The organism is Streptomyces sp. NPDC032198, from assembly GCF_040636975.1.
Classification (GTDB): Bacteria; Actinomycetota; Actinomycetes; order Streptomycetales; family Streptomycetaceae; genus Streptomyces.
This window is the reverse complement of record NZ_JBEZVL010000013.1, coordinates 162,584-186,459: the sequence shown is the minus strand read 5'-3', so window position 1 is coordinate 186,459 and position 23,876 is coordinate 162,584. Positions and strand designations below refer to the sequence as shown.

The 23,876-nt window shown below is 71.4% G+C and carries 11 protein-coding genes; 8 read left to right on the top strand and 3 right to left on the bottom strand.

Annotated elements, in window-relative coordinates:
* Positions 1 to 121: 121 nt before the first annotated feature.
* The 3 genes from AB0E78_RS31360 to AB0E78_RS31350 form a co-directional block, all read right to left on the bottom strand.
* Entirely contained in the window at positions 122 to 478 is a 357-nt protein-coding gene (locus AB0E78_RS31360; protein WP_361839580.1) for a DUF779 domain-containing protein, read from the bottom strand.
* A gap of 144 nt (positions 479 to 622) precedes the next feature.
* Positions 623 to 1,060 carry an ATP-binding protein gene (locus AB0E78_RS31355; protein ID WP_361839578.1) on the bottom strand — a complete coding sequence of 146 codons (438 nt, stop codon included), beginning with the start codon at positions 1,058 to 1,060 and terminating at the stop codon, positions 623 to 625.
* 201 nt (positions 1,061 to 1,261) lie between these two features.
* Complete coding sequence (locus tag AB0E78_RS31350; protein ID WP_361839575.1) at positions 1,262 to 2,047, bottom strand: SAM-dependent methyltransferase; 786 nt, start codon at positions 2,045 to 2,047, stop codon at positions 1,262 to 1,264.
* A gap of 490 nt (positions 2,048 to 2,537) precedes the next feature.
* Here AB0E78_RS31350 and AB0E78_RS31345 point away from each other — a divergent pair, with 490 nt between their 5' ends.
* From AB0E78_RS31345 to AB0E78_RS31310, 8 genes are all read left to right on the top strand, one after another.
* Positions 2,538 to 5,441, top strand: coding sequence for an AAA family ATPase (locus AB0E78_RS31345; protein WP_361839572.1), 2,904 nt, complete (start codon positions 2,538 to 2,540; stop codon positions 5,439 to 5,441).
* Between the two features lie 341 nt (positions 5,442 to 5,782).
* Positions 5,783 to 6,436 carry a response regulator transcription factor gene (locus tag AB0E78_RS31340; protein WP_361839569.1) on the top strand — a complete coding sequence of 218 codons (654 nt, stop codon included), beginning with the start codon at positions 5,783 to 5,785 and terminating at the stop codon, positions 6,434 to 6,436.
* A 7-nt stretch (positions 6,437 to 6,443) separates the two neighbouring features.
* Positions 6,444 to 7,727 (top strand): HAMP domain-containing sensor histidine kinase, encoded by a 1,284-nt coding sequence (locus AB0E78_RS31335; protein ID WP_361839566.1) that lies wholly within the window; start codon positions 6,444 to 6,446, stop codon positions 7,725 to 7,727.
* A gap of 107 nt (positions 7,728 to 7,834) precedes the next feature.
* Entirely contained in the window at positions 7,835 to 8,890 is a 1,056-nt protein-coding gene (aroF, locus tag AB0E78_RS31330) for a 3-deoxy-7-phosphoheptulonate synthase (protein WP_361839564.1), read from the top strand.
* Between the two features lie 421 nt (positions 8,891 to 9,311).
* Complete coding sequence (locus AB0E78_RS31325) at positions 9,312 to 10,259, top strand: ParB/RepB/Spo0J family partition protein (RefSeq protein ID WP_361839561.1); 948 nt, start codon at positions 9,312 to 9,314, stop codon at positions 10,257 to 10,259.
* A gap of 369 nt (positions 10,260 to 10,628) precedes the next feature.
* Positions 10,629 to 12,575: an ABC transporter ATP-binding protein gene (locus AB0E78_RS31320; RefSeq protein WP_361839558.1), complete on the top strand. Its 1,947-nt coding sequence runs from the start codon at positions 10,629 to 10,631 to the stop codon at positions 12,573 to 12,575.
* Between the two features lie 23 nt (positions 12,576 to 12,598).
* On the top strand, positions 12,599 to 19,192 hold the full coding sequence (locus AB0E78_RS31315) for an amino acid adenylation domain-containing protein (RefSeq protein WP_361839555.1): 6,594 nt from the start codon (positions 12,599 to 12,601) through the stop codon (positions 19,190 to 19,192).
* Positions 19,189 to 23,832, top strand: a complete 4,644-nt coding sequence (locus AB0E78_RS31310) for an amino acid adenylation domain-containing protein (protein ID WP_361839552.1) — start codon at positions 19,189 to 19,191, stop codon at positions 23,830 to 23,832. The genes AB0E78_RS31315 and AB0E78_RS31310 overlap by 4 nt, the downstream gene beginning before the upstream one ends.
* The last annotated feature ends 44 nt before the right edge of the window (positions 23,833 to 23,876 follow it).

Genomic DNA, 23,876 nt, shown 5'->3' with positions numbered 1-23,876 from the left:
TACGTGTGCCGTGATGCCACCCATGCCCCCTGAAGTCTTTCCGGCCGTCCGACCGCACCAGTCTGAGGGCCGGTCAGAAAGTGCACCAGAGGGCAGCGCCGGACGGGTGCAGGGTGGGTGGCTAGGTACCGACCAGACGGGAACGGATGAGGAAACGTACGCCTTCCGGGGCTTCGAGGGAGAAGCCGCTGCCCCGGCCGGGGACCACGTCCACGATCAGCCGGGTGTGGCTCCATACGTCGTACTGACTCCTGGACATCCAGAAGGTGACCGGTTCCGCCACTCCCTCCACGGTCAGTGACTCCAGGAGCACGTCGGAGTTCCCGGTGCGGAATTCACCCGCGGGGTAGCACATGGGCGCACTGCCGTCGCAGCATCCGCCGGACTGATGGAACATCAGCGGGCCGTGGGCCTCCCGCAGCCGCCGCACCAGACCGGCGGCGTCAGAGGTCAGCTCCACGCGTGGAGTATCGGTCATGGGCTGCCGCTCCTTGGTCACCGGACCGCCGTCGAGGGGAGGACCCCAGTCAACTCCGGACAAGGTTGCGAGGACGTTGCAGCCGGGGCCGTGACGCACCACGCCGACTCACCACGCCGTGGGACGGGTATCGCCCGAACGGCCCTACGCGAGAACCGCCCGGACGGCCTTGCCGCGTCGGCCGTTGCCGACGACCTCAAGGCGCGCGGCGAGGTGACGCACCATCGCCAGGCCCCGTCCGCTCTCCCGTTCGGTGCTCGGCTTGAGCGTGCGCGGGCCGACAGGACTCGCGTCGTGGACCTCGACGGTCACCTCGCCGCCGGACACCTGAAGGCGCAGACGGCAGGGACTGCGGCCGTGCTGGGTGGCGTTGGCGACCAGTTCGGAGACGATCAGCGTGGCGTCGTCCACCCGCTCGGCGTCCACTTCCGTCAGGTGCCGGCGGGGCCGGGTCAGGAACGCGGAGGTCAGCTTCCGCGCCCGGCCGGCCGATGCGGCTTCCTGCGGCAGTACGTACTCGACACGGGCGACGTGCCGGTGGACACGCTTGGGCGTACGTACAGCGTGCTGGTGCGCACGCATGGCGACTCACTTCCCTCCCCTGGGACGTCCGGCATGCTCGCTACAGCATCCGCTCGCCGGTGCCGCGCCCTGTCTTGCGCGGCTGGTCCTGCCCCACGGTGATGCCCACCCCCGCTGATCCCCAATCAAGCTCCTGGGAGTGGGACTGCTCACCTTTCGGGGGGCGTGGACGGGTACCCGGCTGATACGTCAGTCGAGCAACTAGGGGATGCGGGCCACCGCCGCGTAGATCCCGCTGCCCTCCGCCTCCGGCGGCGTGGTGTCCCTGAACCAGTCCGGGGCCGTCACCAGGCCCGGCTCGACGAGGTCGAGCCCGTCGAAGAAGCGGCTGACCTCGGCGCGGTTCCGGAAGCCGAGCTTGATGCCGCCCTTCGCGTACTCGGCGGTGACCTGCTCGGCCAGCTCCGGATAGATGTCGGACGACGCGTGCGAGAGCACCAGGTGACTGCCTGACGGCAGAGCGCCCACCAGCGTGTTCACGATCCCGTACGGGTCCTGGTCGTCGGACAGGAAGTGCATCAGCGCGATGAGCGAGAGGGCGATCGGACGCTCGAAGTCGAGGAGGCCGCGGGCGTGCCCGAGGATCTCCAGCGGCTCGCGGACATCCGACTGGACGTAGTCGGTCATCCCCTCGGGACGGCTGACCAGCAGGGCCTCCGCATGGCGCAGCACGATCGGGTCGTTGTCGGTGTAGACGACCCGCGCGGACGGCACGATCTCCTGGACGATCTGGTGCAGGTTCGGCGCGGTGGGGATCCCGGTGCCTATGTCGAGGAACTGGTCCACGCCCTGGGTGGCCAGCCAGGCGGTCGCGCGGTTCATGAACGCGCGGTTCTGCCGTGCGGCGTCCTTCGCCTCGGGTGGCAGGTTCTCGCCCACCGCCTCGTCGACCGGGTAGTTGTCCTTGCCGCCGAGCAGCCAGTCGTAGACACGTGCGGGATGCGGCTTGCTGGTGTCGATCGTCGGCCTGGGCGCACCTGCGGTCATGACGTACTCCGTTGCTGCGGCGGGACGCTTGGATCGCCGCAGTCTGCCACAGCAACATCAGCTCGGGCATGGGGTGTTGAGAGCGGGGCACTCGGGTGCGCGAAGGGCGGTGAATGAGTCACACCCCGTGTGGACGGGCCGTGCCGAATGCGCCAATAGTCCTGTCGGTTCAGCCGTCACGGGCGTTGCCCGCTGCCTCTGCCGTCCCTTTGTTCGGGCCTCGGACGGCCTTCCGAAATTCCATCGGTTTCCGCACCATCGGCAATTCCGCAAGAGTTTCCCAGTGATATGGAACAGGGAAGTCCGGTCTTCGGCCAAGTGGCGCGTTCGCGACGGTTATTCGACATCATTGAGTCAAATGACGCTGGTGGTTGATTTTCAGATATGGCAGAGTCTTCAAGTAAGTGACCGGGCAAGTCGAAAGGTGAGAACCGGCTGACCGTCCGGCCGCTCCGGGATCAGCCGTCAGGCACGGGGGAGAAGTCGGCTCATGAACTTGGTGGACCGTGAGGAAGAATTCTCGATCATGGATGGCATGCTCAACGCCTGCATGGCGGGGCATGGCGGAGTGCTATTGGTAAGCGGCGCGGTGGCCAGCGGGAAAACCGCGCTGTTGCAGGCTTTCGGTGAACAGGCAACCGCTGCGGGGGCATTGTTTCTGCAGGCCACGGCGTCGGAGGCGGAGAGCGACCTGCCTCTTGGCGTGATGGGGCAGTTGCTGCTCGGCGCGGATCTGCCGGGCGCCGACGCCAAGCGGGCTGCTCGCCTTGTGGACCTGATGGCGGTGGCCGCGCAGATTCGGCGGGCCGAGGGGGTGTTGCCCGCCGTCGTGATGAATGAGGTCCCCAAGCTCTGCGGGATTGTCCTTGAACAGGCGAGGGAAAGGCCGGTGGTGCTCAGCATCGACGACGTGCACCATGCCGACGGTCACTCCCTGGAATGCGTCCTGTACCTGGCCCGTCGGCTCGACGCCAGCCGCATTCTGGTGGTCCTGGGGGAGAACAGCGGATTTCTGGCCGGAAATACGCGATTACATGTTGACTTGCTGCGTCTGCCGGGCTGCCGCAATATCAGGCTCGGGCCACTCGAGCGGCATGGAGTGGCCGAAATGATCTCCGGATTCGGCAGCGAGGGGTGGGGGACGCGCCAGCTTGTCGCGGACCTTCACAGGACGGGCGGCGGAAGCCCGCTCCTCACCCGTGCGTTGATCGAGGACCGTCGCATGTCGGACGGCGGCGGTTGCGGCTCCGGGGCCCTGGTGCCGGGCGAAGCCTTCGCGCATGCCGTCGCCACGGGCCTGTACCGCAGCGACGCGTCGACGCGGCGCACGGCATGGGCCCTTGCGGTGGTCGGCCCGGACGTGCCGCTCGCCGAACTGGTGGAAGTCCTGGGAACCAGCCGGGAGTCGGTCCACCGCAGCCTGCGCGCCCTGAACGACGCGGGACTGCTCGACTCCGGCTGGTTCCGCCACGAGGCGGGCAGGGCCGCGGTCCTGCGGAGCATGGAGCCCGCACACCGCGCCCGCCTCGAGGCCCGCGTCGCCCAAGTGCTGCACGAGCACGGCGAGGCGGCGACCGTGGTGGTGCGGCATCTGATCGCGGCCGAGCCGATCGACGCCCCGTGGGCGCTCAGCACGCTCCTGGAGGCCGCCGAGCACGCCCTCGCCGACGACGAGGTCGAACTGGCCCTCACCTGCCTGCGTGCCGCGCGCGACACCTGCACCGACGGGCGGCAGTCCGTGGCGATCAGGGAGGCGCTGACCCGGGCCGGCTGGCGGCTCAACCCGGCGACTGCCGCCCGGCACCTGCCCGAGCTCACCGCCGATGCGCTCGACGGCAAACTCGGTGACCGCCACACCATCGAACTCGTCGGCCACCTGCTCTGGTTCGGCCAGGTCGACCCGGCCCTGGAGATACTCGGCGCCGCCGAGCGCGACGGCGGCGTCGAGGCCTGCGGACATCCGGACGCCGAAGCCTCGCGGCGGTTCGACTGCGTACGGTCCTGGATGGCGTACGAATTTCCCGGGCTTCCCGGCTCCGCGCGCGCCCGGGCCCGCCACGGCGACGACGAGCGGCGTGCGCGAACGCCCGCGCGCAGTCCCCACCAGCGCGCGGCCACCCTGATGAAGGCGGTCCTCGACGGGGCGGGCGACGACGTGGTGATCCGGGCGGAGCAGATCCTGCAGAGCACCCGCCTCGACGACGGCACGCTGACGGCGCTCGTCGTCGCGCTGAACTCCCTCGTCCTCGCCGACCGGCTGGACACGGCGGCTCTCTGGTGCGAGACCCTGTGCAAGGAAGCCGCCGAGCGGCACGCACCCATGTGGCAGGCCCTGCTCGCCGCGACCAAGGCGCGCATCGAGCTCCGGCTCGGCGGGCTCGCCGCCGCCGAGGCGTCGGCGCAGCTCGCGCTCACGCTCGTTCCGCCGGAGGGCTGGGGGGTGGCCGTGGCATCGCCGATCGCCACCTCGGTGGCCACCAGGACCGCCATGGGCCGCCTCGACGAGGCGGCGGCCCAACTGAGCGTCCCCGTACCGGAGACGGCGTTCCACACCCCCGACGGACTGATCTACCTCCGGGCGCGCGGTCACTACTACCTCGCCGCCGGGCGCCCCTATGCCGCGCTCGACGACTTCCACACCTGCGGCGACCTCATGACCCGCTGGGGCTTCGACCTGCCCGCGCTGGTTCCGTGGCGGACGGACGCGGCCGAGGCCCGTCTGCTGCTCGGCGACGACGACGGGGCAGCGACGCTCGCCCAGGAGCAGCTGGCCCTCGTCGGCGGGGGAACGGCCGGACACACCTGGACGCGTGGCGTCTCGCTGCGGGTGCTGGCCAGCGCGCTGCCCGCCGGACGCCGGCTCGTGCTCCTGGGCGAGGCCATCGAGACCCTGCGGGAGCGCGGTCACCGCGTGGAGCTGGCCCGCGCCACGGACGAGCTGGCCCGCGCCCACCGCGAGCTCGGCAACGGCGGCCAGGCGCGGTCGCTGGCCCGCAAGGCGCAGCAGCTGGGACGGGAGTGCGGGGTTCCCGTCCCCCGGGCGTTGCCGACCGCCGACACCGGCAACTCCCTTCCCGCCGAGCAGCCGTGGCCGTCCGGCGTCCGCCGCAAGACCGACGAGCTCAGCGACGCGGAGCTGCGCGTGGCGACGCTCGCGGCCCGCGGCCACACCAACCGGCAGATCGCCGACAAGCTGTTCATCACGATCAGCACCGTCGAGCAGCACCTCACGCGCGCCTACCGCAAGCTCGCCGTCCAGCGCCGGGCGGACCTGGCGGCGAAACTCCGTCCCGTACCCGTCGCGGGCTCCGGCAGGCGGGAGGGGGGTCGCCGGGAAGAGCGCTGCGAGGGGCGGAAGGACGGCGGGGCCTGGGACCGACTGCGCGTGGTGTAGCCGGAGCAGGAGGTGCAGGTCGCCGTGCGGGCTGATGACCACGGCCTGCATCTCCTCTCCCGGACCGAGTGCGGTCGCTTCCGAATGCGCTTCCGTTTCTACGCGGCGTGCGGTCACACTGCGGTCCGCGAATCTGTGACCGGAGGATCCGCCACCGCGGCGGTAGGCTTTCGACAGCAGCAGGTCGAACACGAGAGTGCGTCGACGGGGGGCCGTCGCCGGAGCTGTGACCGGTGTGTGACGTGGGATCGGGCAACGTGGTGCCGCATGATCAGCCTCTGCCGCGGCCTTCCCCGCGATCCCTCCCCGCCGATCGTGACGTGCCGAGCGAGGGGTGGGCGATGAGGGTACTGGTGGTCGAGGACCACGCGGAGCTCGCGCATTCGGTGGCGCGCGTGCTGCGCCGCGAGGGGATGGCGGTCGACGTCGTCTACGACGGCTCGGACGCACTGGAACGCACGACGGTCGTCGACTACGACGTGGTCGTGCTCGACCGTGACCTCCCCGGAGTCCACGGGGACCAGGTCTGCATCGCGCTGGCGGCCCAGCCGATGCACGCCCGGGTGCTGATGCTCACCGCGTCCGGCACGATCGCCCACCGGGTGGAGGGGTTCAGCCTCGGCGCGGACGACTACCTCCCCAAGCCCTTCGCGTACGCCGAACTCGTCGCCCGCATCCGCGCGCTCGCCCGGCGCTCCCAGCCGGCGCTGCCGCCGATCCTCGTCCAGGGCGGCCTGCGGCTGGATCCGGCGCAGCGGATCGCCTCCCGGGACGGGGTGCGCCTGGCGCTGACGCCCAAGGAATTCGCGGTACTCGAGTACCTGCTCGCCGCTCAGGGCCGGGTCGTGTCGGCGGAGGAACTCCTTGAGCGTGTGTGGGACGAGGCCGCCGACCCTTTCACCACGACGGTCAAGGCGACCATCAACCGGCTGCGCCCGAAGCTCGGCGACCCTCCCGTGATCGAGACCGTTCCTCGGGGCGGCTACCGGATTTGAGGTGCCCATGCGCCCGTTCACGCTCTTCGCCCGGTTGTCGGCGCTCGCCCGCCGACTGCTGCCACGGCGCGTACGCGTCCGTCTGACACTTCTGTACGGAGTGCTGTTCGTCGCCTCGGGCGTGGTGCTGCTCGCCATCACCAATCTGCTCGTCGCCCGCTCCCCGGCCAACCTCGTCCTCGTCAAGAACCGCGGCGGCGAACCCGTCCTCGACCCGGGCGCCGCCGGGCGCCTCTACCTCGGCTACCCCGAGTCCAACTCCTCCGTGCAGCTCAACGACATCACGCAGCAACTGCGCGACCAGGCGCTCCGGCAGCACGAGATCGAGATGGACCACCTCCTCGTCCAGTCGGGCATCGCGCTGGCGATCATGGCCGTGATCGCGATCGGACTCGGCTGGGTGGTCGCCGGGCGCGTGCTGCGTCCGCTGCGCACGATGACGGGCAGCATTCATCGCATCTCGGCCCGCAACATGCACGAGCGGCTCGCCGTCGTCGGCCCCGCCGACGAGCTGAAGGACCTCGCCGACACCGTCGACGGACTCCTCGGCCGGCTGGAGACCGCCCTCGACTCCCACAAGCGTTTCGTCGCCAACGCCGCGCACGAGCTGCGGACGCCGCTGACGCTGGAGCACGCGCTCCTTGAGGAGTCCCTCATCGACCGCGACGCCACTCGCGAGTCGTTCCGGTCGAACTTCGAACGGCTCCTGGAGATCAGCAAGCAGCAGGCCCGCCTCCTGGAGTCGCTGCTCACCCTCTCCAGCAGCGAGCGCGGCCTCGACCACCGCGAGCCTCTCGACCTCGCGGTGATCGCCGAGGAGGTCGTGGAGGCCTCGCGCGGGGAGACCGGACGGCGGGGGCTGCGCGTGGAGACCACGATCGGGCCCGCCGAGACGTCGGGTGACTCGGCGCTCGTCGAGCGCCTGGTGGCCAATCTCGTCGACAACGCGACCGGCTACAACACCCCCGGCGGGCAGGTGGAGGTCACCACTCGCACCGACGCGGGACGGGCCGTCGTCGCCGTGGCCAACACCGGGCCCGAGGTGCCGCCGGAGCAGGTGGAGCGGCTCTTCGAACCCTTCCAGCGGCTGGGCCGCACCGCGGGCGACGGCCATCACGGGCTCGGCCTCTCCATCGTCCGTGCCATCGCCACCGCCCACGATGCCGTGATCGGGGCGCACGCCCTCCCCGGAGGGGGCCTGGTGGTGGAGGTCTCCTTCCCGCCCCGCACGGGGCCGCCTCAAAGCGCCCTGGAAATTGCGCAGTTGGACGATGACCCGGCTATCCGTTGAGCGGCGGGCCGTGAACTCCTAACGTTGTGGCGGCGCCTGAAGGATCCCCCCGTCCACCTGGGCCGCCGGACATGGCAGAGCTGTCCCCAGCAACGGGAGGAACCCCCATGGTCGTCGTGATGGCCCCCGAGGCCACCCAGCAGGACGTGGACGCGGTCGTCGAACTGGTGCGGGCGGCGGGGGGTGACGCGTTCGTCAGCCGCGGCGTGACCCGCACCATCGTCGGCCTGGTGGGGGACGTCGAGGCGTTCGACGCCCTCAACCTGTCCAACCGCCGCGGTGTCCTCGACGTCGTACGGATCTCGGTTCCCTACAAACTGGTCAGCCGGGAGCACCACCCCGACCGGTCCGTGATCAGGGTCGGCGGCGTGCCCATCGGACCGGACACCCTGACCGTGATCGCGGGGCCGTGTGCGGTGGAGAGCCCCGAACAGACCCTGGCCGCCGCGCAGATGGCCAAGGCGGCGGGTGCCGCGCTGCTGCGTGGCGGGGCGTTCAAACCGCGCACCTCCCCGTACGCCTACCAGGGGCTCGGTGAAAGGGGGCTGCGGATACTCGCCGACGTCAGGGACGAGACAGGGCTCCCGGTGGTCACCGAGGTCATCGACCCGGCCAGCGTCGAACTGGTCGCCCCCTACGCGGACATGCTGCAGGTCGGCACCCGCAACATGCACAACTTCGCGCTCCTGCAGGCGGTCGGCGCGGCCGGGCGCCCCGTTCTGCTCAAGCGCGGCTTCGGCGCCACGATCGAGGAGTGGCTGATGGCCGCGGAGTACATCGCGCAGCGGGGCAACCTCGACATCGTGCTCTGCGAGCGCGGCATCCGTACCTTCGAGACCGCCACCCGCAACACCCTGGACATCAGCGCTGTGCCGGTCGTCCAGCGGCTCTCGCATCTGCCGGTGATCGTGGACCCCTCGCACTCGGGCGGCCGCCGGGATCTCGTCGTCCCCCTCACCCGGGCCGCCCTCGCCGTCGGCGCCGACGGCGTCATGATCGACGTACATCCCGACCCCAAGTCGGCGCTCTGTGACGGAAATCAGGCCGTCACTCGGGCGGAGATCGGCGAGCTCGCGAACATCGCCCAGGTCATGTCGCCGCTGATGGGCCGCACGCTCACCCAGCCGGCGGCGCCCGCCGGGGTCGGTCCCGGCGCCCGATAGGGGTGAATAGGGGTTTCCGGACCTAGATCCATTCGGCTAGTGAGGGGTACCAGGCCGATAAGCGCGTTGTTAGGGTGAGCGTGGTTCGGCCAGCGGGATTTCGTTCCACCTCAGGAACGGAGCGGAATCCCGACGGAGGGGAAGTGGCGCCGAGTGCGGGTGTAATTCTGCGATGCGACGAGAGATGTGCGGCTCGGGCTCATCACCGCGTAGCGGTGATGTATTTCCGCGCACCTCGTCCTTCGCCCGACCATCGGGCGACCCAGCCTTCTGAGCGCGCATCACCTTTCACTTCATGGTCGATCTCTCCCGAACTATGCGCCGATCCTGACCGGCGGGTGGTCAAGTGCGCACGGGAGACATCAGATCACTAGGGGGATTTCAGTTGGCAATACCTGGGCATGCGCAGATCGACCAACTCATGGTCGTCGAAGTGGAGATCGGTTCACTGTCGACGGCCGACTCACCGCGAATCTCCGGAATAGACCAGGAACACGTGGAGGCGCTCGCAGTGGTGCAGAGCCCGCTGCCGCCCATCACCGTGCACCGCTCGACCATGCGCGTCATCGATGGACTGCACCGCGTGCGGGCCGCCGAACTGCGAGGACAGCGCAAGATCGCGGTGAAGTTCTTCGAAGGGGACACGGCCGACGCGTTCGTGCTGGCCGTCGAGTCCAACATCACGCACGGTCTGCCGCTGACCACGGCGGACAGGAAGAGCGCGGCCGGGCGCATCATCGCCTCACATCCGCAGTGGTCGGACCGGATGATCGCGTCCGTCAGCGGCATCGCCCCGGGGACCGTCGCGGAGATCCGCAGACGGGCCCCGGCCGAGCAGGCCGGCGAAGCGAGCAGGATCGGCCACGACGGCCGGGTGCGCCCGGTCAACGGGACCGAGGGGCGCAGGGTGGCGAGCGAACTCATCGCCGAGAAGCCACATCTGTCCCTACGTCAGGTCGCGCGCGTCGCGTCCATCTCCCCGGAGACGGTCCGCGACGTACGCAACCGGATGATGCGGGGCGAGGACCCGCTGCCGCAGCGCGGGAAACGCGGCGGCGGTGACGTCCTCGCGAGTGCACCGAGGAACGGCGGCGGACCGACCGCCGTGCCCGACCGTGACGCGGGACAGGACCGTGCCACGGTCCTCAAGCGCCTCAACGCGGACCCGGCGCTGCGCTTCAGTGAGACCGGACGCACCCTGCTGCGGCTGCTCAACATCCACACGATCAGTGCGGAGGAGTGGGACGAGATCATCGACAAGACCCCGCCGCACTGCGGCCGGATCGTGGCCTACCTGGCCAACGAGTGCGCGGAGATGTGGGCGGAGGTCGCGGTGCGCGTCCAGCGCAAGGTCGCCGAGACGGCGTAGGAGACCATCGGCGTCCAACTGAGCGGACTGCCCGGTTGGACGCCGGTCCCTTGCCCGAAGGGAAAAGGCTTTTACCTGTCCAATTCATGAGTGATGCGCTTGCTGTTTCCATGATTTCCGTGCTGCCCGTTCCTGGACATTGCCGTGCCCAATTCGGGGCCTGGAAGGCGGGAATGCAGAAAGGTATCGTCCTGCGGGTGAGTGCATCTCATGACCTATCAGCGGACCCCATTCCGTAATGCCGAGGCAGGAGGATTCCGTCGCGTGTTGATCACCCAAGGACCTGGTGGACCTACCGTCGGAGGGCCCCAATCAGGGGCCCAGAAGCAATCGCTCCGGCCGGGATCAGTGCGCCGGGCGATGTCCTACATGAAGCCGCACAAGCTGGCGTTCGCCTTTCTACTGCTGACCACCGTGGTGGATTCCCTCATCATCGTTTCGACGCCTTTGCTGCTCAAAAAGATCATCGACGACGGAATACTCAAGGACGACTCGGGGCTCATCGTCACGGTTGCCCTCGTCGTGGCGGGACTCGCCGTCGTCGACGCGGTCGCACAGCTCGTGCAGAGCTATTTCTCCGGGCGCATCGGGCAGGGCGTGAGCCACGATCTGCGGGTCGAGGCCTTCAAGCACGTGCAGCGACAGCCGATGGCGTTCTTCACCCGGACCCAGACGGGGCTGCTCGCCAGCCGCCTCAACGGCGACGTCATGCTCGCCCAGCAGGCCCTCACCACGATGCTGGTCGCCGCGACCAGCGTGCTGACCGTGCTCCTGGTCCTCACCGAGATGTTCTATCTGTCCTGGCTCATCAGCCTGATCGCCATCGCCATGCTCCCCGTCTTCATCGTGCCCGGCATCTATGTGGGGCGGCGCCTGCAGTACTACTCCAGGGCGCAGATGCAGGCCAACGGCGAGCTGGGCGGCATCATCAACGAGCGCTTCAACGTGGGCGGGGCGATGCTCGCCAAGCTCTTCGGGCGCCCGCGCGAAGAGGCGGCCGCATTCGAGGCCCGGGCGGGCGAGGTGCGCCAGGTCGGCATCGTCTGGACGGTGTACAGCAGGCTGTCCTTCGTCTTCATGGCGCTGCTCGCGTCCCTGGCGACCGCCCTCGTCTACGGCGTCGGCGGACGTCTGGTGCTCGACGACGTGTTCCGTATCGGCACGCTGGTGGCCCTGGCCGCGCTGCTCGGCCGGCTCTACGGGCCCATCACCCAGCTGTCCAGCCTGCAGTCCAACGCGCTGACCGCGATGGTCAGCTTCGACCGGATCTTCGAGGTCCTCGACCTCAAGCCCCTCATCGAGGAGAAGCCGGACCCGGTCGCCCTCACCGCTCCGGGCGACGGCCCCGCACCGGAGATCGAGTTCGACCAGGTGTCCTTCCGCTATCCACGCGCCAGTGACGTGTCCCTGGCCTCGCTGGAGTCCAACGCCATCTCGGCGGTCGAGCGGGCCAAGGAGACGGCGGAGGTGCTCCACGGGATGACCTTCCGGGTGCCCGCGGGGAAACTCACGGCCCTTGTCGGCCCGTCGGGCGGCGGCAAGACCACCACCACCCACCTGGTGTCCCGGCTCTACGACCCCACGTCGGGAAGCGTCCGCATCGACGGCCACGACCTCCGCGACGTCAGCCTCGACTCGCTGCGCGACGTCGTCGGCGTGGTCAGCCAGGACGCGCACTTCTACCACGACACGATCCGCGTGAACCTGTCCTACGCACGCCCCGAGGCCACGCAGCGCGATCTGCTGCGCGCCTGTGACGCGGCCCAGATCGGCGACCTGATCCGGTCGCTGCCCAGCGGCCTCGACACAGTGGTCGGCGACCGCGGCTACCGGCTCTCCGGCGGCGAGAAGCAACGCCTCGCCCTCGCCAGGCTGCTCCTGAAGGCTCCCTCCGTCGTGGTGCTCGACGAGGCCACCGCACATCTGGACTCCGAGTCCGAGGCGGCCATCCAGCGGGCGCTGACCACCGCGTTACGGGACAGGACGTCCCTGGTGATCGCCCACCGGCTGTCCACCATCCGTGAGGCGGACCAGATCCTCGTCATCGACGAGGGCGAGGTACGCGAGAGCGGCACACACGACGAACTCCTGGCGGCGGGAGGGCTCTACGCCGAGCTCTACCACACGCAGTTCAACCGCCCCAGCACCAACGGAGCGGGCCCCGACGCCCACAAGGAGCGGGTGCTGCACGGCCCGGTCCTCGGCGGCGGCCCCGTCCTGGGCGGAAGCGGACCCGTGCTCGGCGGCAGCGGGCCGCCGCCGGCCGTCGGCGCCGAGCACATCCTGCGCCTCGGTGCCGATCCGGACGAGCGCTGAGCGCCTGCCTGAAGGGGGAACCGGTGGAGTCGTCGATGGTGACGGAGCTGATCGCCGCACGGGTGGAATCAACACCCGGCGCGGTGGCGGTCGAAGGCGAACGGACGCTGTCGTACGGGGAGTTGTGGGCGGAATCGGGGCAGTGGGCGGCCTATCTGACCGCGCTGGGTGTCGGCCGCGGTGACCGTGTCGCCGTGGTGATGGAGCGGTCACCCGACCTGGTGGCGCTGCTCCTGGGCGTCTGGCGGGTGGGCGCCGCCTACCTCCCCGTCGACGCGGGCTCCCCGGCGGCACGTATCGCCTTCGTCATCGAGGACGCGGCGCCCGCGGTGGTGCTGTGCACGCGGGAGAGCCGGGGCGTGCTCCCGCAGAATGCCGCCGTGCGGGTGGTGGACGACCCGCGGGTGCGGGCGGCGATCGCCGCGGGCGACGGCCGTGACGTGCGCATGCTGGTGGGCGAGCAGGACATGGCGTACGTGATGTACACGTCGGGTTCGACCGGGGTGCCCAAGGGCGTCGCGGTGCCGCACGGGAGCGTGGCGGCGCTCGTGGGCGAGAACGGCTGGGCGGTCGGCCCGGACGACGCGGTCCTCATGCATGCCCCGCACTCCTTCGACGTGACGCTGTTCGAGGTGTGGGTGCCGCTCGCCGCCGGTGGGCGCGTGGTGATCGCCGGGCCGGGCGTGGTGGACGGCCGCCAGGTGCGCGAGCACGTGCGGAACGGCGTGACCGCCCTGCACGTGACCGCGGGTTCGTTCCGCGTCATGGCCGAGGAGTCCCCGGACTGCTTCACCGGACTGCGGGAGGTGCTGACCGGCGGGGACGTCGTGCCGCCCGGATCGGTGGCCCGTGTGCGCGAGGCCTGCCCGGACGTGACCGTCCGCCACCTCTACGGGCCGACCGAGACGACCCTGTGCGCGACCTGGCATGTGCTGCGACCGGGCGACAAGGCGGACTCCGTGCTCCCGATCGGGCGCCCGCTGCCCCGGCGGCAGGCCTTCGTTCTCGACGCGGAGCTGCGGCCGGTGCCGGTCGGCACCGTCGGGGAGCTGTACGTGGCGGGGCCGAGCCTCGCGCAGGGTTACTGGAACCGGTACGGACCGACCGCGGAGCGCTTCGTGGCCTGCCCCTACGCGCCGGGCGAGCGGATGTACCGCACCGGCGACCTGGTGCGCGAGAGCGACACCGGGGAGCTCCTGTTCGCGGGGCGCGCGGACAGCCAGGTCAAAGTGCGTGGATTCCGCGTCGAGTTGGGCGAGGTGGAGGCGGCCCTGGCCGCTCACCCCGCCGTGGCCCAGGCGGTCGTCGTCGCCCGCGAGGACCGGCAGGGCGAGCGCCGTCTGGTCGGCTACGTCGTCCCCGAGGACCCGCGGACCCCGCAGGACCTGGACCCCCGAGCCGTACGCGACACCATCGCCGAGACGCTGCCCGAGTACATGGTCCCCGCCGCCGTCCTCACCCTGGACAGCCTCCCGGTGACCCGCAACGGCAAGGTCGACCGCGAAGCCCTGCCCGCACCGGACTTCGCGGCGAAGGTCACCGGGCGCGCGCCCCGCACCGAGACCGAGGCGCTCCTGTGCGACCTGATGGCGGAGCTGCTCGGCCTGGAGCGCGTCGGCACCGAGGACAGTTTCTTCGAGCTGGGCGGCGACTCGATCATGTCGATGCAACTGGCCGCACGGGCCCGCCGCGCCCACCTGTTCTTCCGGGCGGAGGACGTCTTCGAGCACGCGACACCCGAGGCCCTCGCCGCGGTCGCCCGGTCCGGGCAGCAGGAGACGCCCCGGCCCGGTGAGCAGCGGGCGACCACCGGCCGTGACCACGCTGCCGGGCTGCTCGTGGACGACCTCACGGAGGACGAGAGGGCCCGGCTGCGGGCCGCGGTGCCCGGCATGACGGACGTATGGCCGCTGTCGCCGTTGCAGGAGGGGCTGCTCTTCCACGCGACCTTCGCCGAGGACGGACCCGACGTGTACGCGAGCCAGCGGACGCTGGCCCTCGACGGCCCCCTCGACGTGGACCGGTTGCGTACCTCGTGGCGGACGCTGCTCGCCCGGCACGCGGTGCTGCGTGCGGGCTTCCACCAGCGCGACTCGGGACAGACGGTCCAAGTCATCACGGACGGCGTCGAGTTGCGGTGGCGTGAGGCCGACCTGTCGGAACTGCCCCAGGGCGAGGTGCCCGCCGAGACAACACGCCTTGCCCAGGCCGAGCGGGCCGAGAAGTTCGATCTCCGTGCGGCGCCGCTGCTGCGGCTGCTCCTGATACGCCTGGGCGCCGGCCGGCATCACCAGATCGTCACCGTCCACCACTCACTCGTGGACGGCTGGTCCACCGACGTCGTCTTCGCCGAGCTGTCCGAGGTGTACGCGGCGGACGGCGAGGGCAGGGCGCTGCCCGCCACGACGTCGTACCGGGAGTACCTGACCTGGCTCGCCCGGCAGGACAAGGAAGCGGCCCGCGAGGCCTGGCGCGCGGCCTTCGCCGGGGCCGACGAGCCGACGCTGGTGGCGCCCGAGGAATCCGCCGGGGCGCCGGTGGTGCCGGAGCCCGTGCCGTTCGAGCTCTCCGCCGAACTCACCCGGGGAGTCGCGGAGTTGGCCCGCTCCCAGGGCGTGACCCTCAACACGGTCGTGCAGGGCGCGTGGGCCCAGATCCTCGCCAGGCTCGTGGGGCGCACGGACGTGGTGTTCGGCACCCCGGTGGCGGGCCGGCCCGCGGAGCTGCCGGGCATCGAATCGGCGGTCGGCCTGTTCATCAACACCGTGCCCGTACGCGTGAGCCTGGCGGCGGACCAGTCGGTCGCCGGAATGCTCGCGGACCTGTGGGAGCGACAGATCGCACTGATGGCCCAACAGCACCTGGGCCTGCGGGAGATCCGCCAACTCGCGGGTCCAGGCTCGGTGTTCGACACACTCGTGGTCTTCGAGAACCTCCCCAAGACGCCGGACAGCACCGGAACGGGCGCCGACCTGGCCATCCGCACCCTCGGGGAGCCCGAGGACAGGGGCCACTACCCGATGGCGCTGATCATGGTCCCCGACGCCCGCCTGAGGGGTCTGCTCGTGCACCGCCCGGACGTGGTGGGACGCGACAGGGCCGAGGTCGTGATCACCGCGCTGCGCCGCGTCCTGGAGCAGATGGTGACGGACCCGTCCGCGCCGGTGGGACGGCTCGACATCGTCACCGAGCCCGAAGGGGCCGAAGGAGTCGAAGGGGCTGAGAGGGCCGAAGTGTCCGAGGCGCCCCACGTGATGACGGCACCGGAACTCTTCGCCGAACAGGCGGCGGCCACACCCGCCGCGGTGGCGGTGGTGGACGGCGGGCGCTCGTTCACGTATCGCGAGGTGGCTGTCCAAGCTGCGGGCCTGGCACGGTACTTGACGGACAGGGGAGTGGGGTCGGAGACGCGCGTGGCCGTCCTGGCGGACCGCTCGGCGGAACTGGTGACCGCGCTCATCGCGGTGTCGGCCGCGGGCGGTGTCTACGTCCCCGTGGACCCCGGCCTCCCCGCCGCGCGGCTGCGCATGCTGCTCGACGACGTGGCCCCGCCGGTCCTGGTCTGCGTGCGCGAGACCCGCGACGCGGTGCCGGACGCGTACACGGGGCAACTGGTGGTCCTGGACGACCCGTCGGTCGCCCGGACCGTGGCCGCGTACGCGGACGGTCAGACGGAAAACGCGGAAGAGCGCGCACCGTTGACCGCGTCCCACGCGGCATACGTGATCTACACGTCCGGATCGACCGGCATCCCCAAGGGCGCGGTCGTCCCCCACCGGGGCCTGCGCAACCTCGTGGCCGACCGCATCGAGCGCTACCGCATCGGCGCGGACAGCGCGGTGCTCCAACTCGTCTCGCCCAGCTTCGACGTCTCCATGTCGGACATTTGGCCGGTCCTGTGCGCGGGCGGCCGGCTGGTCCTCGCACCGCCCGCACGGCGCCACGCGACCGGCGAGGAACTGGTCGACCTGATGCGCGCGGAACGGGTGACGCACGTCGCGATGACCCCGACCCTGCTGGCGCAACTGCCGCCGGAGGAACTGCCCGCGCTGCGCGTCCTGGTCATCGGCGGCGAACCCGTCTCCGACGAACTGCGCGGCCGGTGGTCGGCGAACCGCGAGATCTACAGCGAGTACGGGGTCACCGAGGCGACAGTTGCCTCAACGGTGAGCCGCGCCCTCGGCGCACACGACGAACCGTCGATCGGCCGGCCGGTCGCCAACACCTCCGCCCACGTCCTCGACGCGTTCCTGCGGCCGGTGCCCGCGGACACGGTGGGCGAGCTGTACGTGGCGGGCGCGGGTCTGGCACGCGGCTACCTGCGGCGGACGAGGCTGACGGCACGGCGCTTCGTGGCCAGCCCGTTCGCGCACGGCGAGCGCATGTACCGGACCGGGGACCTGGTGCGCAGGACCGGCACCGGTGACCTCGTCTACGCAGGCCGGGCCGACGCACAGGTGAAGGTCCGCGGGTTCCGGGTGGAGCTGGGCGAGATCGAGGCGGCACTCGCCGGACACCCCGCCGTCGGCCGGGCCGTGGTGATCCTCAAGCAGGACCGGCGAGGGGAACGGCGTCTGGTCGGCTACGTGGTCGGCACCGGCACCCGGCCCGGCGGCCCCGAGGCCGGTACGGAGACGGTGGACGGACCATCGGTACGCGAGTACGCCGCGAAGGCGCTGCCGGACTACATGGTGCCCGCGGCCGTGCTCACCCTCGACACACTGCCGGTCACCCCGAACGGCAAGATCGACGTCCCCGCCCTGCCCGCCCCCGACTTCGCCGATCACGTCAGGGGCCGGGCGCCGGCGGGCGAGGCGGAGGAGATCCTCTGCGCCCTGTTCGCCGAGGTCCTCGGCCTGGAGCGGGTCGGCGCCGACGACAACTTCTTCCGGCTGGGCGGGGATTCGATCAGCTCGATGCAGCTGGTGAGTCGCGCCCGCCGGGAGGGAGCCTTCTTCAGCGCCCAGGACGTGTTCGAGCACGGGTCACCCGAGGGCCTCGCCCCCGTGGTCAGGCTCGGCGCCGGGCGTGTGTCGGGGCCGGACGTGGGCGAGGGCGAGGTGACCTGGACGCCCGTGATGCGCGCCCTGGGCGAGCGCGCCCTCGGCGGCGGCTTCACCCAGTGGGTGGTGATGGGCACGCCCGCGGGTCTCGGCACCGAAGTCCTCGCGGCGGGCCTGGGAGCCGTACTCGACACGCACGACATGCTGCGCGCCCGCGCCGTGGCGGACGACGGCACCGGGCCACGCCTGGTGGTGGGCGAGCGGGGGTCCGTGGACGCGGCGCGCCTGATCACCCGGATCGACGCGGCGCAGCCACGAACGGACGCCCCGGGCAACCCCGACGACCCGGACGCCCTGGACGCCCTGGACGACGTGGAGGCCCTGGTCGCCCCGGACGCCCTGGACGAGCTCGCGGGGCGCGCCGCGCGCGACGCGGTCCTGCGTCTCGACCCCTCCGCCGGAGTGATGGTCCAGGCCGTGTGGCTGGACGCGGGCCCGCGGCGCATCGGCCGACTGGTCCTCGTGGTGCACCACTTAGCGGTCGACGGCGTCTCCTGGCGGATACTCGCCCCCGATCTGCGCGCCGCGTGCGAGGCGGCAGCCAGGGGACAGAAGCCCGTACTCGACCCGGTGGGAACGTCCTTCCGGCGCTGGTCCAGGCTCCTCGTCGAGGAAGCGACCGGCGGGAACCGCGTCGCGGAACTCGAAGGCTGGACCGCCCTCCTGGGCGACCGGGCAGAACCACCGCTCGGCGAACGGGCCCTGGACCCGGTACGGGACACGGCGGCAGGCATGCGCCACCGGACCTGGACGGTGCCGGCCAAGCAGGCGGCGACGCTCGCGGGACCGACACCCGCGCTCTTCCACTGCGGCGTGCACGAGGTGCTCCTCGCCACGCTGGCCGGAGCGGTCGTCCGGGCCCGCCGGGGCGCCGACGGCACGGTCCTGATCGACGTCGAGGGACACGGGCGCAAGCCGGTCGGCGACGCGGACCTGCTGCGTACCGTCGGATGGTTCACCAGCGTGCACCCCATCCGCCTCGACCTGTCCGGCATCGACGTGACCGGCGCGGCAGCCGGCGGCCCCGCCGTCGGCACGCTCCTGAAGGCCGTCAAGGAGCAGGCGCGGGCGGTCCCCGGCGACGGCCTCGGATACGGGCTGCTGCGCCACCTGAACCCCGAGACGGGACCGGCGCTCGCCGCGCTGCCGAGCCCGCAGATCGGCTTCAACTACATGGGCCGCTTCCCCGCGGCCGCCAGGACGGACGCCGTCGGGCCCTGGCAGATGGCGGGCGAAGAGGCGATAGGGAGCTCCACCGCCGACGCCATGCCCGCGACACACACCCTGGAGGCCGGTGCGACCGTCCGCGACGCCGACGGAGGACCCGAGCTGACCCTGTCGCTGAGCTGGCACGGAGCGGTCCTCGACGAGGCGGTCGCGGAACGCGTCGGCCACCACTGGCTCGACCTGCTCGCGGGCCTGGCCGCACACACCACGGACCCGGCGGCGGGCGGCCACACCCCGTCCGACTTCCCCCTCGTGGAGCTCGCCCAGGACGAGGTCGAGCAGTTCGAAGCGATGGCAGCAGAGCTCGAAGGAGGGCGTTCGCTGTGAAGACCCCCACCCCCGCCACGGGGCACGCGCCCGCCGCCCCTCGGCCGGCGCCGCAGGCCAAGGGCTCCGCGCTCGCGGAGGTCTGGCCGCTCTCGCCCCTCCAGGAAGGGCTCCTGTTCCACGCCGACTTCAACGGCCAGGGACCCGACGTCTACACCGTGCAGAACATCCTGGCGGTCGAAGGCCCCCTGGACGCGGACCGCTTCCGTGCCTCCTGGGAGGCGCTGCTGGCCCGGCACGCGGCGCTGCGGGCGAGCTTCCAGCGGCGCAAGACGGGCGAGGCCGTGCAGCTCATCACCCGCGAGGTCGTCCTGCCGTGGAGCGAGGCCGACGTCTCGGACCTCTCCGAGGCCGCGGCGAAGGCCGAGACGGAACGCCTGGCCGAAGGCGAACGCGCGCGGCGGATCGACCCTGCGGCGGCGCCCCTGATGCGGCTGCTCCTGATCCGTGCCGGCGAGCGCAGGCACCGCCTGGTGATGACGAGCCATCACATCCTGATGGACGGCTGGTCGGCGCCGGTCCTGCTCAACGAGCTCGCCGAGATCTACGCGGCGGGCGGCGACGCATCGGGCCTCAGGCCCGCCACGTCCTACCGGGAGTACCTGGCCTGGCTCTCCCGGCAGGACAAGGAAGCCGCACGCGCCGCCTGGAAGGCGGAGCTGGCCGGAGCGGACGAACCGACACAGGTCGTGGGCCCCGCGAACCCGGCACGCGCCGACACACCTCCGAAGAAACGCTCCGCCCACCTCGCCGGGGAGACGACCGAGGCGCTCGCCGCGCTGGCCCGCGCCCACGGTCTGACGATGAACACCGTCGTGCAGGGCGCGTGGGCGCTGGTGCTCGCCCGCCTTGCCGGACGTACGGACGTGGTGTTCGGCGCGACGGTGGCGGGCCGTCCCCCGGAGCTGCCGGGCGCCGATTCCATGATCGGCCTGTTCATCAACACGCTGCCGGTGCGGGTCCGGCTCGACGGCTCGCAGCCGCTGCTCGACCTACTGCGCGAGCTGCAGGACCGCCAGTCCGCGCTGCTGGCCCACCAGCACCTCGGGCTCCCGGAGATCCAGCAGCTCGCGGGCCCCGGCGCGGGCTTCGACACCCTCCTCGTGTACGAGAACTACCCCCGCCCGCCCGCGGAGGCGCCCACGCCCGACGCGATCTCCCTCACCACGGTGGAGTCGCGCCAGGCGACCCACTACCCGCTGTCCATCGGCATCGCTCCCGGCGAGCGCCTGCGGGTGGACGTGACGTACCAACCCGACCTGGTGGACGACGCGGTGGGCGACGCACTGGGCGGGCTGCTGATACGGGTGCTGGAACGCCTGGTGGCGGATCCGTCCGTGGTGGTGGGGCGCGTCGGTGTGGCGAACGCGCTCCCCGAGCACGGCACGGGGACGCCTTCGGTGGATGAGTCGGTGCCTCGGCTGATCGCGAGGCGGGTGTCGGAGTCACCGGACGCGGTGGCCGTCCAAGGCGAACAGGCAACCTCGTACAGGGAGTTGTGGAATCGCGCGGGCCGTTGGATGACGCATCTGGCATCCCTGGGCGTGCGGCGGGGTGACCGTGTCGCGGTGGTGATGGAGCGGTCGCCGGATCTGGTGGCCGTACTCCTGGGCGTGTGGCGAGCGGGCGCGGCCTATGTGCCGGTGGACGTGGGTTCACCGGCGGAGCGGGTGGCCTTCGTACTGGCGGACGCGGCTCCGGCGGCGGTGGTGTGCACGTCGGAGAGCCGGCGCGTGCTGCCGGAGAAGACTGCCGGGAGCCTGGTGGTGGCGGACGACCCGCAGGTCACCGAGGCATTGGACACAGCTGAGGGCGGGGAGTTCGCCGCACCGGTGGCTGCGCGGGACGTGGCGTACGTGATGTACACGTCGGGGTCGACCGGCACCCCCAAAGGCGTGGCGGTGCCGCACGGGAGCGTCGCGTCACTGGTGGGGGAGCGGAGCTGGGCGGTGGGCCCGGCGGACGCGGTCCTGATGCACGCCCCGCACGCCTTCGACGTGTCGCTCTACGAGCTGTGGGTCCCCCTCGCCGCCGGTGGCCGCGTGGTGCTTGCGGGGCCCGGCGTCGTCGATGCCCAGCAGGTGCGCGAGCACGTGCGGGGCGGCATCACGGCGCTGCACCTGACCGCCGGTTCGTTCCGGGTGCTCGCGGAGGAGTCCCCGGAAAGCTTCGTGGGCCTGCGTGAGGTCCTGACCGGCGGGGACGTCGTCCCGGCCGCATCGGTGGCGAGGGTGCGGAAGGCGTGCCCCGAGGTCACGGTCCGCCATATGTACGGGCCTACGGAGACGACCCTCTGCGCGACCTGGCACGTGCTGAGGGCGGGCGACGTGATGGACCCCGTACTGCCGATCGGACACCCGCTGCCCCACCGCCGCGCACTCGTCCTGGACGCGTTCCTCCAGCCCTTGCCCGCGGGCGTGACCGGTGAACTCTACGTGGCGGGCGCCGGGTTGGCGCAGAGCTACTGGGGCAGCCCCGGTGCGACGGCCGACCGGTTCGTGGCCTGCCCGTCCGCACTCGGCGAGCGGATGTACCGCACCGGCGACCTGGTGCGCGAGAGCGACACCGGTGAGCTCCTGTTCGTCGGCCGCGCGGACACGCAGGTCAAGGTGCGGGGATACCGCGTCGAGCTGGGTGAGGTGGAGGCGGCCCTGACCGCCCACTCCGCCGTGGCCCAGGCGGTCGTCGTAGCCCGTGAAGACGGTCCGGGGGAGCGCCGCCTCGTCGGCTACGTCGTCCCGGACGGCCGGACGGTGGACCCCCGCACGGGCGCCCCCAGCACAGTGGACCCCCTGCTCCTCCGCGAGGACGTCGCCCGGACGCTGCCCGACTACATGGTGCCCGCCGTCGTACTCGTCCTGGACGCCCTGCCGGTGACCCGCAACGGCAAGGTCGACCGCGCGGCCCTGCCCGCGCCCGACTTCGCCGAACGCGTCACGGGCCGCGAGCCGCGGAGCGAGGCCGAGGAGACCTTGTGCGGCTTGTTCGCCGAGGTGCTCGGCCTGGAGCGGGTCGGTGTCGAGGACAGCTTCTTCGAGCTGGGCGGCGACTCGATCATGTCGATGCAGCTCGCCGCGCGGGCCCGCCGCGTGGACCTGCTCTTCAAGGCACAGGACGTCTTCGAACACGAAACCCCTGCCGGGCTCGCGGCCGTCTGCGGGCTCGCGGAAGCGACGCCCACGACGCCGGACGTGGGTGTGGGCGATGTGCCCTGGACGCCGGTGATGCGGGAGCTCGGCGAGTCGGCCGTCCGCCCGAAGTTCGCCCAGTGGGCGATCGTGGGAGCTCCCTCCGGCCTCGAACGGCACGTCCTGGCCGCCGTGTTGGGCGCGGTCGTGGACACCCACGACGTACTCCGCGCGCGAGTGGTCCCGGACGAGGCGGGGCCGCGGCTCGTCGTCCACGAGCGGGGCTCGCTGGATGCCGGTGAGCTGATCACCCGAGTGAACGCGACCTATGCGGTGGCAGGCACCCTCGACGACATCGCGGATGAGGCGGCACAGGAAGCCGCGGAGCGTCTCGACCCGTCGGCGGGCGTCATGGTCCAGGTGGCGTGGGTGGATGCCGGGCCGGGACGTGTCGGCCGACTGGCCTTCGTGGTGCATCACTTGGCGGTGGACGCCGTTTCGTGGCGGATCCTCGTTCCGGACCTGAAGGCCGCGTGCGAAGCGGTGACCGCCGGCCGGGAGCCTCGACTCGACCCGGTGGGCACCTCCTTCAGACACTGGTCCAGGCTGCTGGTCCAGCAGGCCGCCGAGCAGACGCGCGTTGCCGAACTCGCCCAGTGGAAAGCCCTGTTGGAGCCGGGGGAACCCTCGCTAGCAGAGCGGGAGTTGGACGCGGGCCGCGACACCGCGGCGACCGTACGCCGCCGGTCGTGGGCCGTGACGGCGGAGCGGGCGGCGATTTTGGTGGGTCGGGCGCCGGCGGTTTTCCACTGTGGGGTGCATGAGGTGCTGCTGTCGGCGCTGGTGGGTGCGGTGGCGCTGTGGCGGAAGGAGGCGGCTCCTGGGGTTCTGGTGGATGTGGAGGGGCATGGCCGTGTGCAGGCGGGTGAGGTGGATTTGTCGCGTACGGTGGGCTGGTTCACCAGTGTGCATCCGGTGCGTCTTGATGTCGGGGCCGTGGATGTGGGTGCGGTGGCGTCGGGTGGTCCGGCGGCCGGGGCGTTGCTGAAGGCGGTCAAGGAGCAGGCGCGGGCGATACCGGGTGACGGTCTTGGCTTCGGGCTCCTGCGTCATCTCAACGCGGACACGGCACCGCTCCTTGCGGCCTTGCCGCGTCCGCAGATCGGCTTCAACTACCTGGGCCGCTTCACCGCCGACGCGGCGGGGACCTCGATCGGCGGTTCCCTCGACCCGGCCATGCCCGCCACCCACACGATCGAAGCGGGCGCGGTCACCGTCGACACGGCCGCGGGCCCCAGGCTGACCCTCACGCTCAGCTGGGCTGCCGAGCTCCTCGACGAGGCGGCGACGGAACGCCTCGGCCGACTCTGGCTCGACCTGCTCGGTGGTCTCGCCGCCCACACGGCCGACCCCACCGCAGGCGGGCACACGTCGTCCGACTTCCCGCTCCTCGACCTCGCGCAGGACGAAGTCGACGAGCTCGAATCCGGTTTCGCCGACGACATCCCGTAGCCGCTGTGCCCGGCCCCGATCCCACTCCTGCATCCGCACGCCGC

What these genes read in the sequence shown, in the direction of transcription:
- AB0E78_RS31340 (WP_361839569.1), top strand. Translation starts at nt 5,783, where the DNA reads ATGAGGGTACTGGTGGTCGAGGACCACGCGGAGCTCGCGCATTCGGTG.
- AB0E78_RS31350 (WP_361839575.1), bottom strand. Translation starts at nt 2,047, where the DNA reads ATGACCGCAGGTGCGCCCAGGCCGACGATCGACACCAGCAAGCCGCAT.
- AB0E78_RS31320 (WP_361839558.1), top strand. Translation starts at nt 10,629, where the DNA reads ATGAAGCCGCACAAGCTGGCGTTCGCCTTTCTACTGCTGACCACCGTG.
- AB0E78_RS31335 (WP_361839566.1), top strand. Translation starts at nt 6,444, where the DNA reads ATGCGCCCGTTCACGCTCTTCGCCCGGTTGTCGGCGCTCGCCCGCCGA.
- aroF (WP_361839564.1), top strand. Translation starts at nt 7,835, where the DNA reads ATGGTCGTCGTGATGGCCCCCGAGGCCACCCAGCAGGACGTGGACGCG.
- AB0E78_RS31355 (WP_361839578.1), bottom strand. Translation starts at nt 1,060, where the DNA reads ATGCGTGCGCACCAGCACGCTGTACGTACGCCCAAGCGTGTCCACCGG.
- AB0E78_RS31345 (WP_361839572.1), top strand. Translation starts at nt 2,538, where the DNA reads ATGAACTTGGTGGACCGTGAGGAAGAATTCTCGATCATGGATGGCATG.
- AB0E78_RS31325 (WP_361839561.1), top strand. Translation starts at nt 9,312, where the DNA reads ATGGTCGTCGAAGTGGAGATCGGTTCACTGTCGACGGCCGACTCACCG.
- AB0E78_RS31360 (WP_361839580.1), bottom strand. Translation starts at nt 478, where the DNA reads ATGACCGATACTCCACGCGTGGAGCTGACCTCTGACGCCGCCGGTCTG.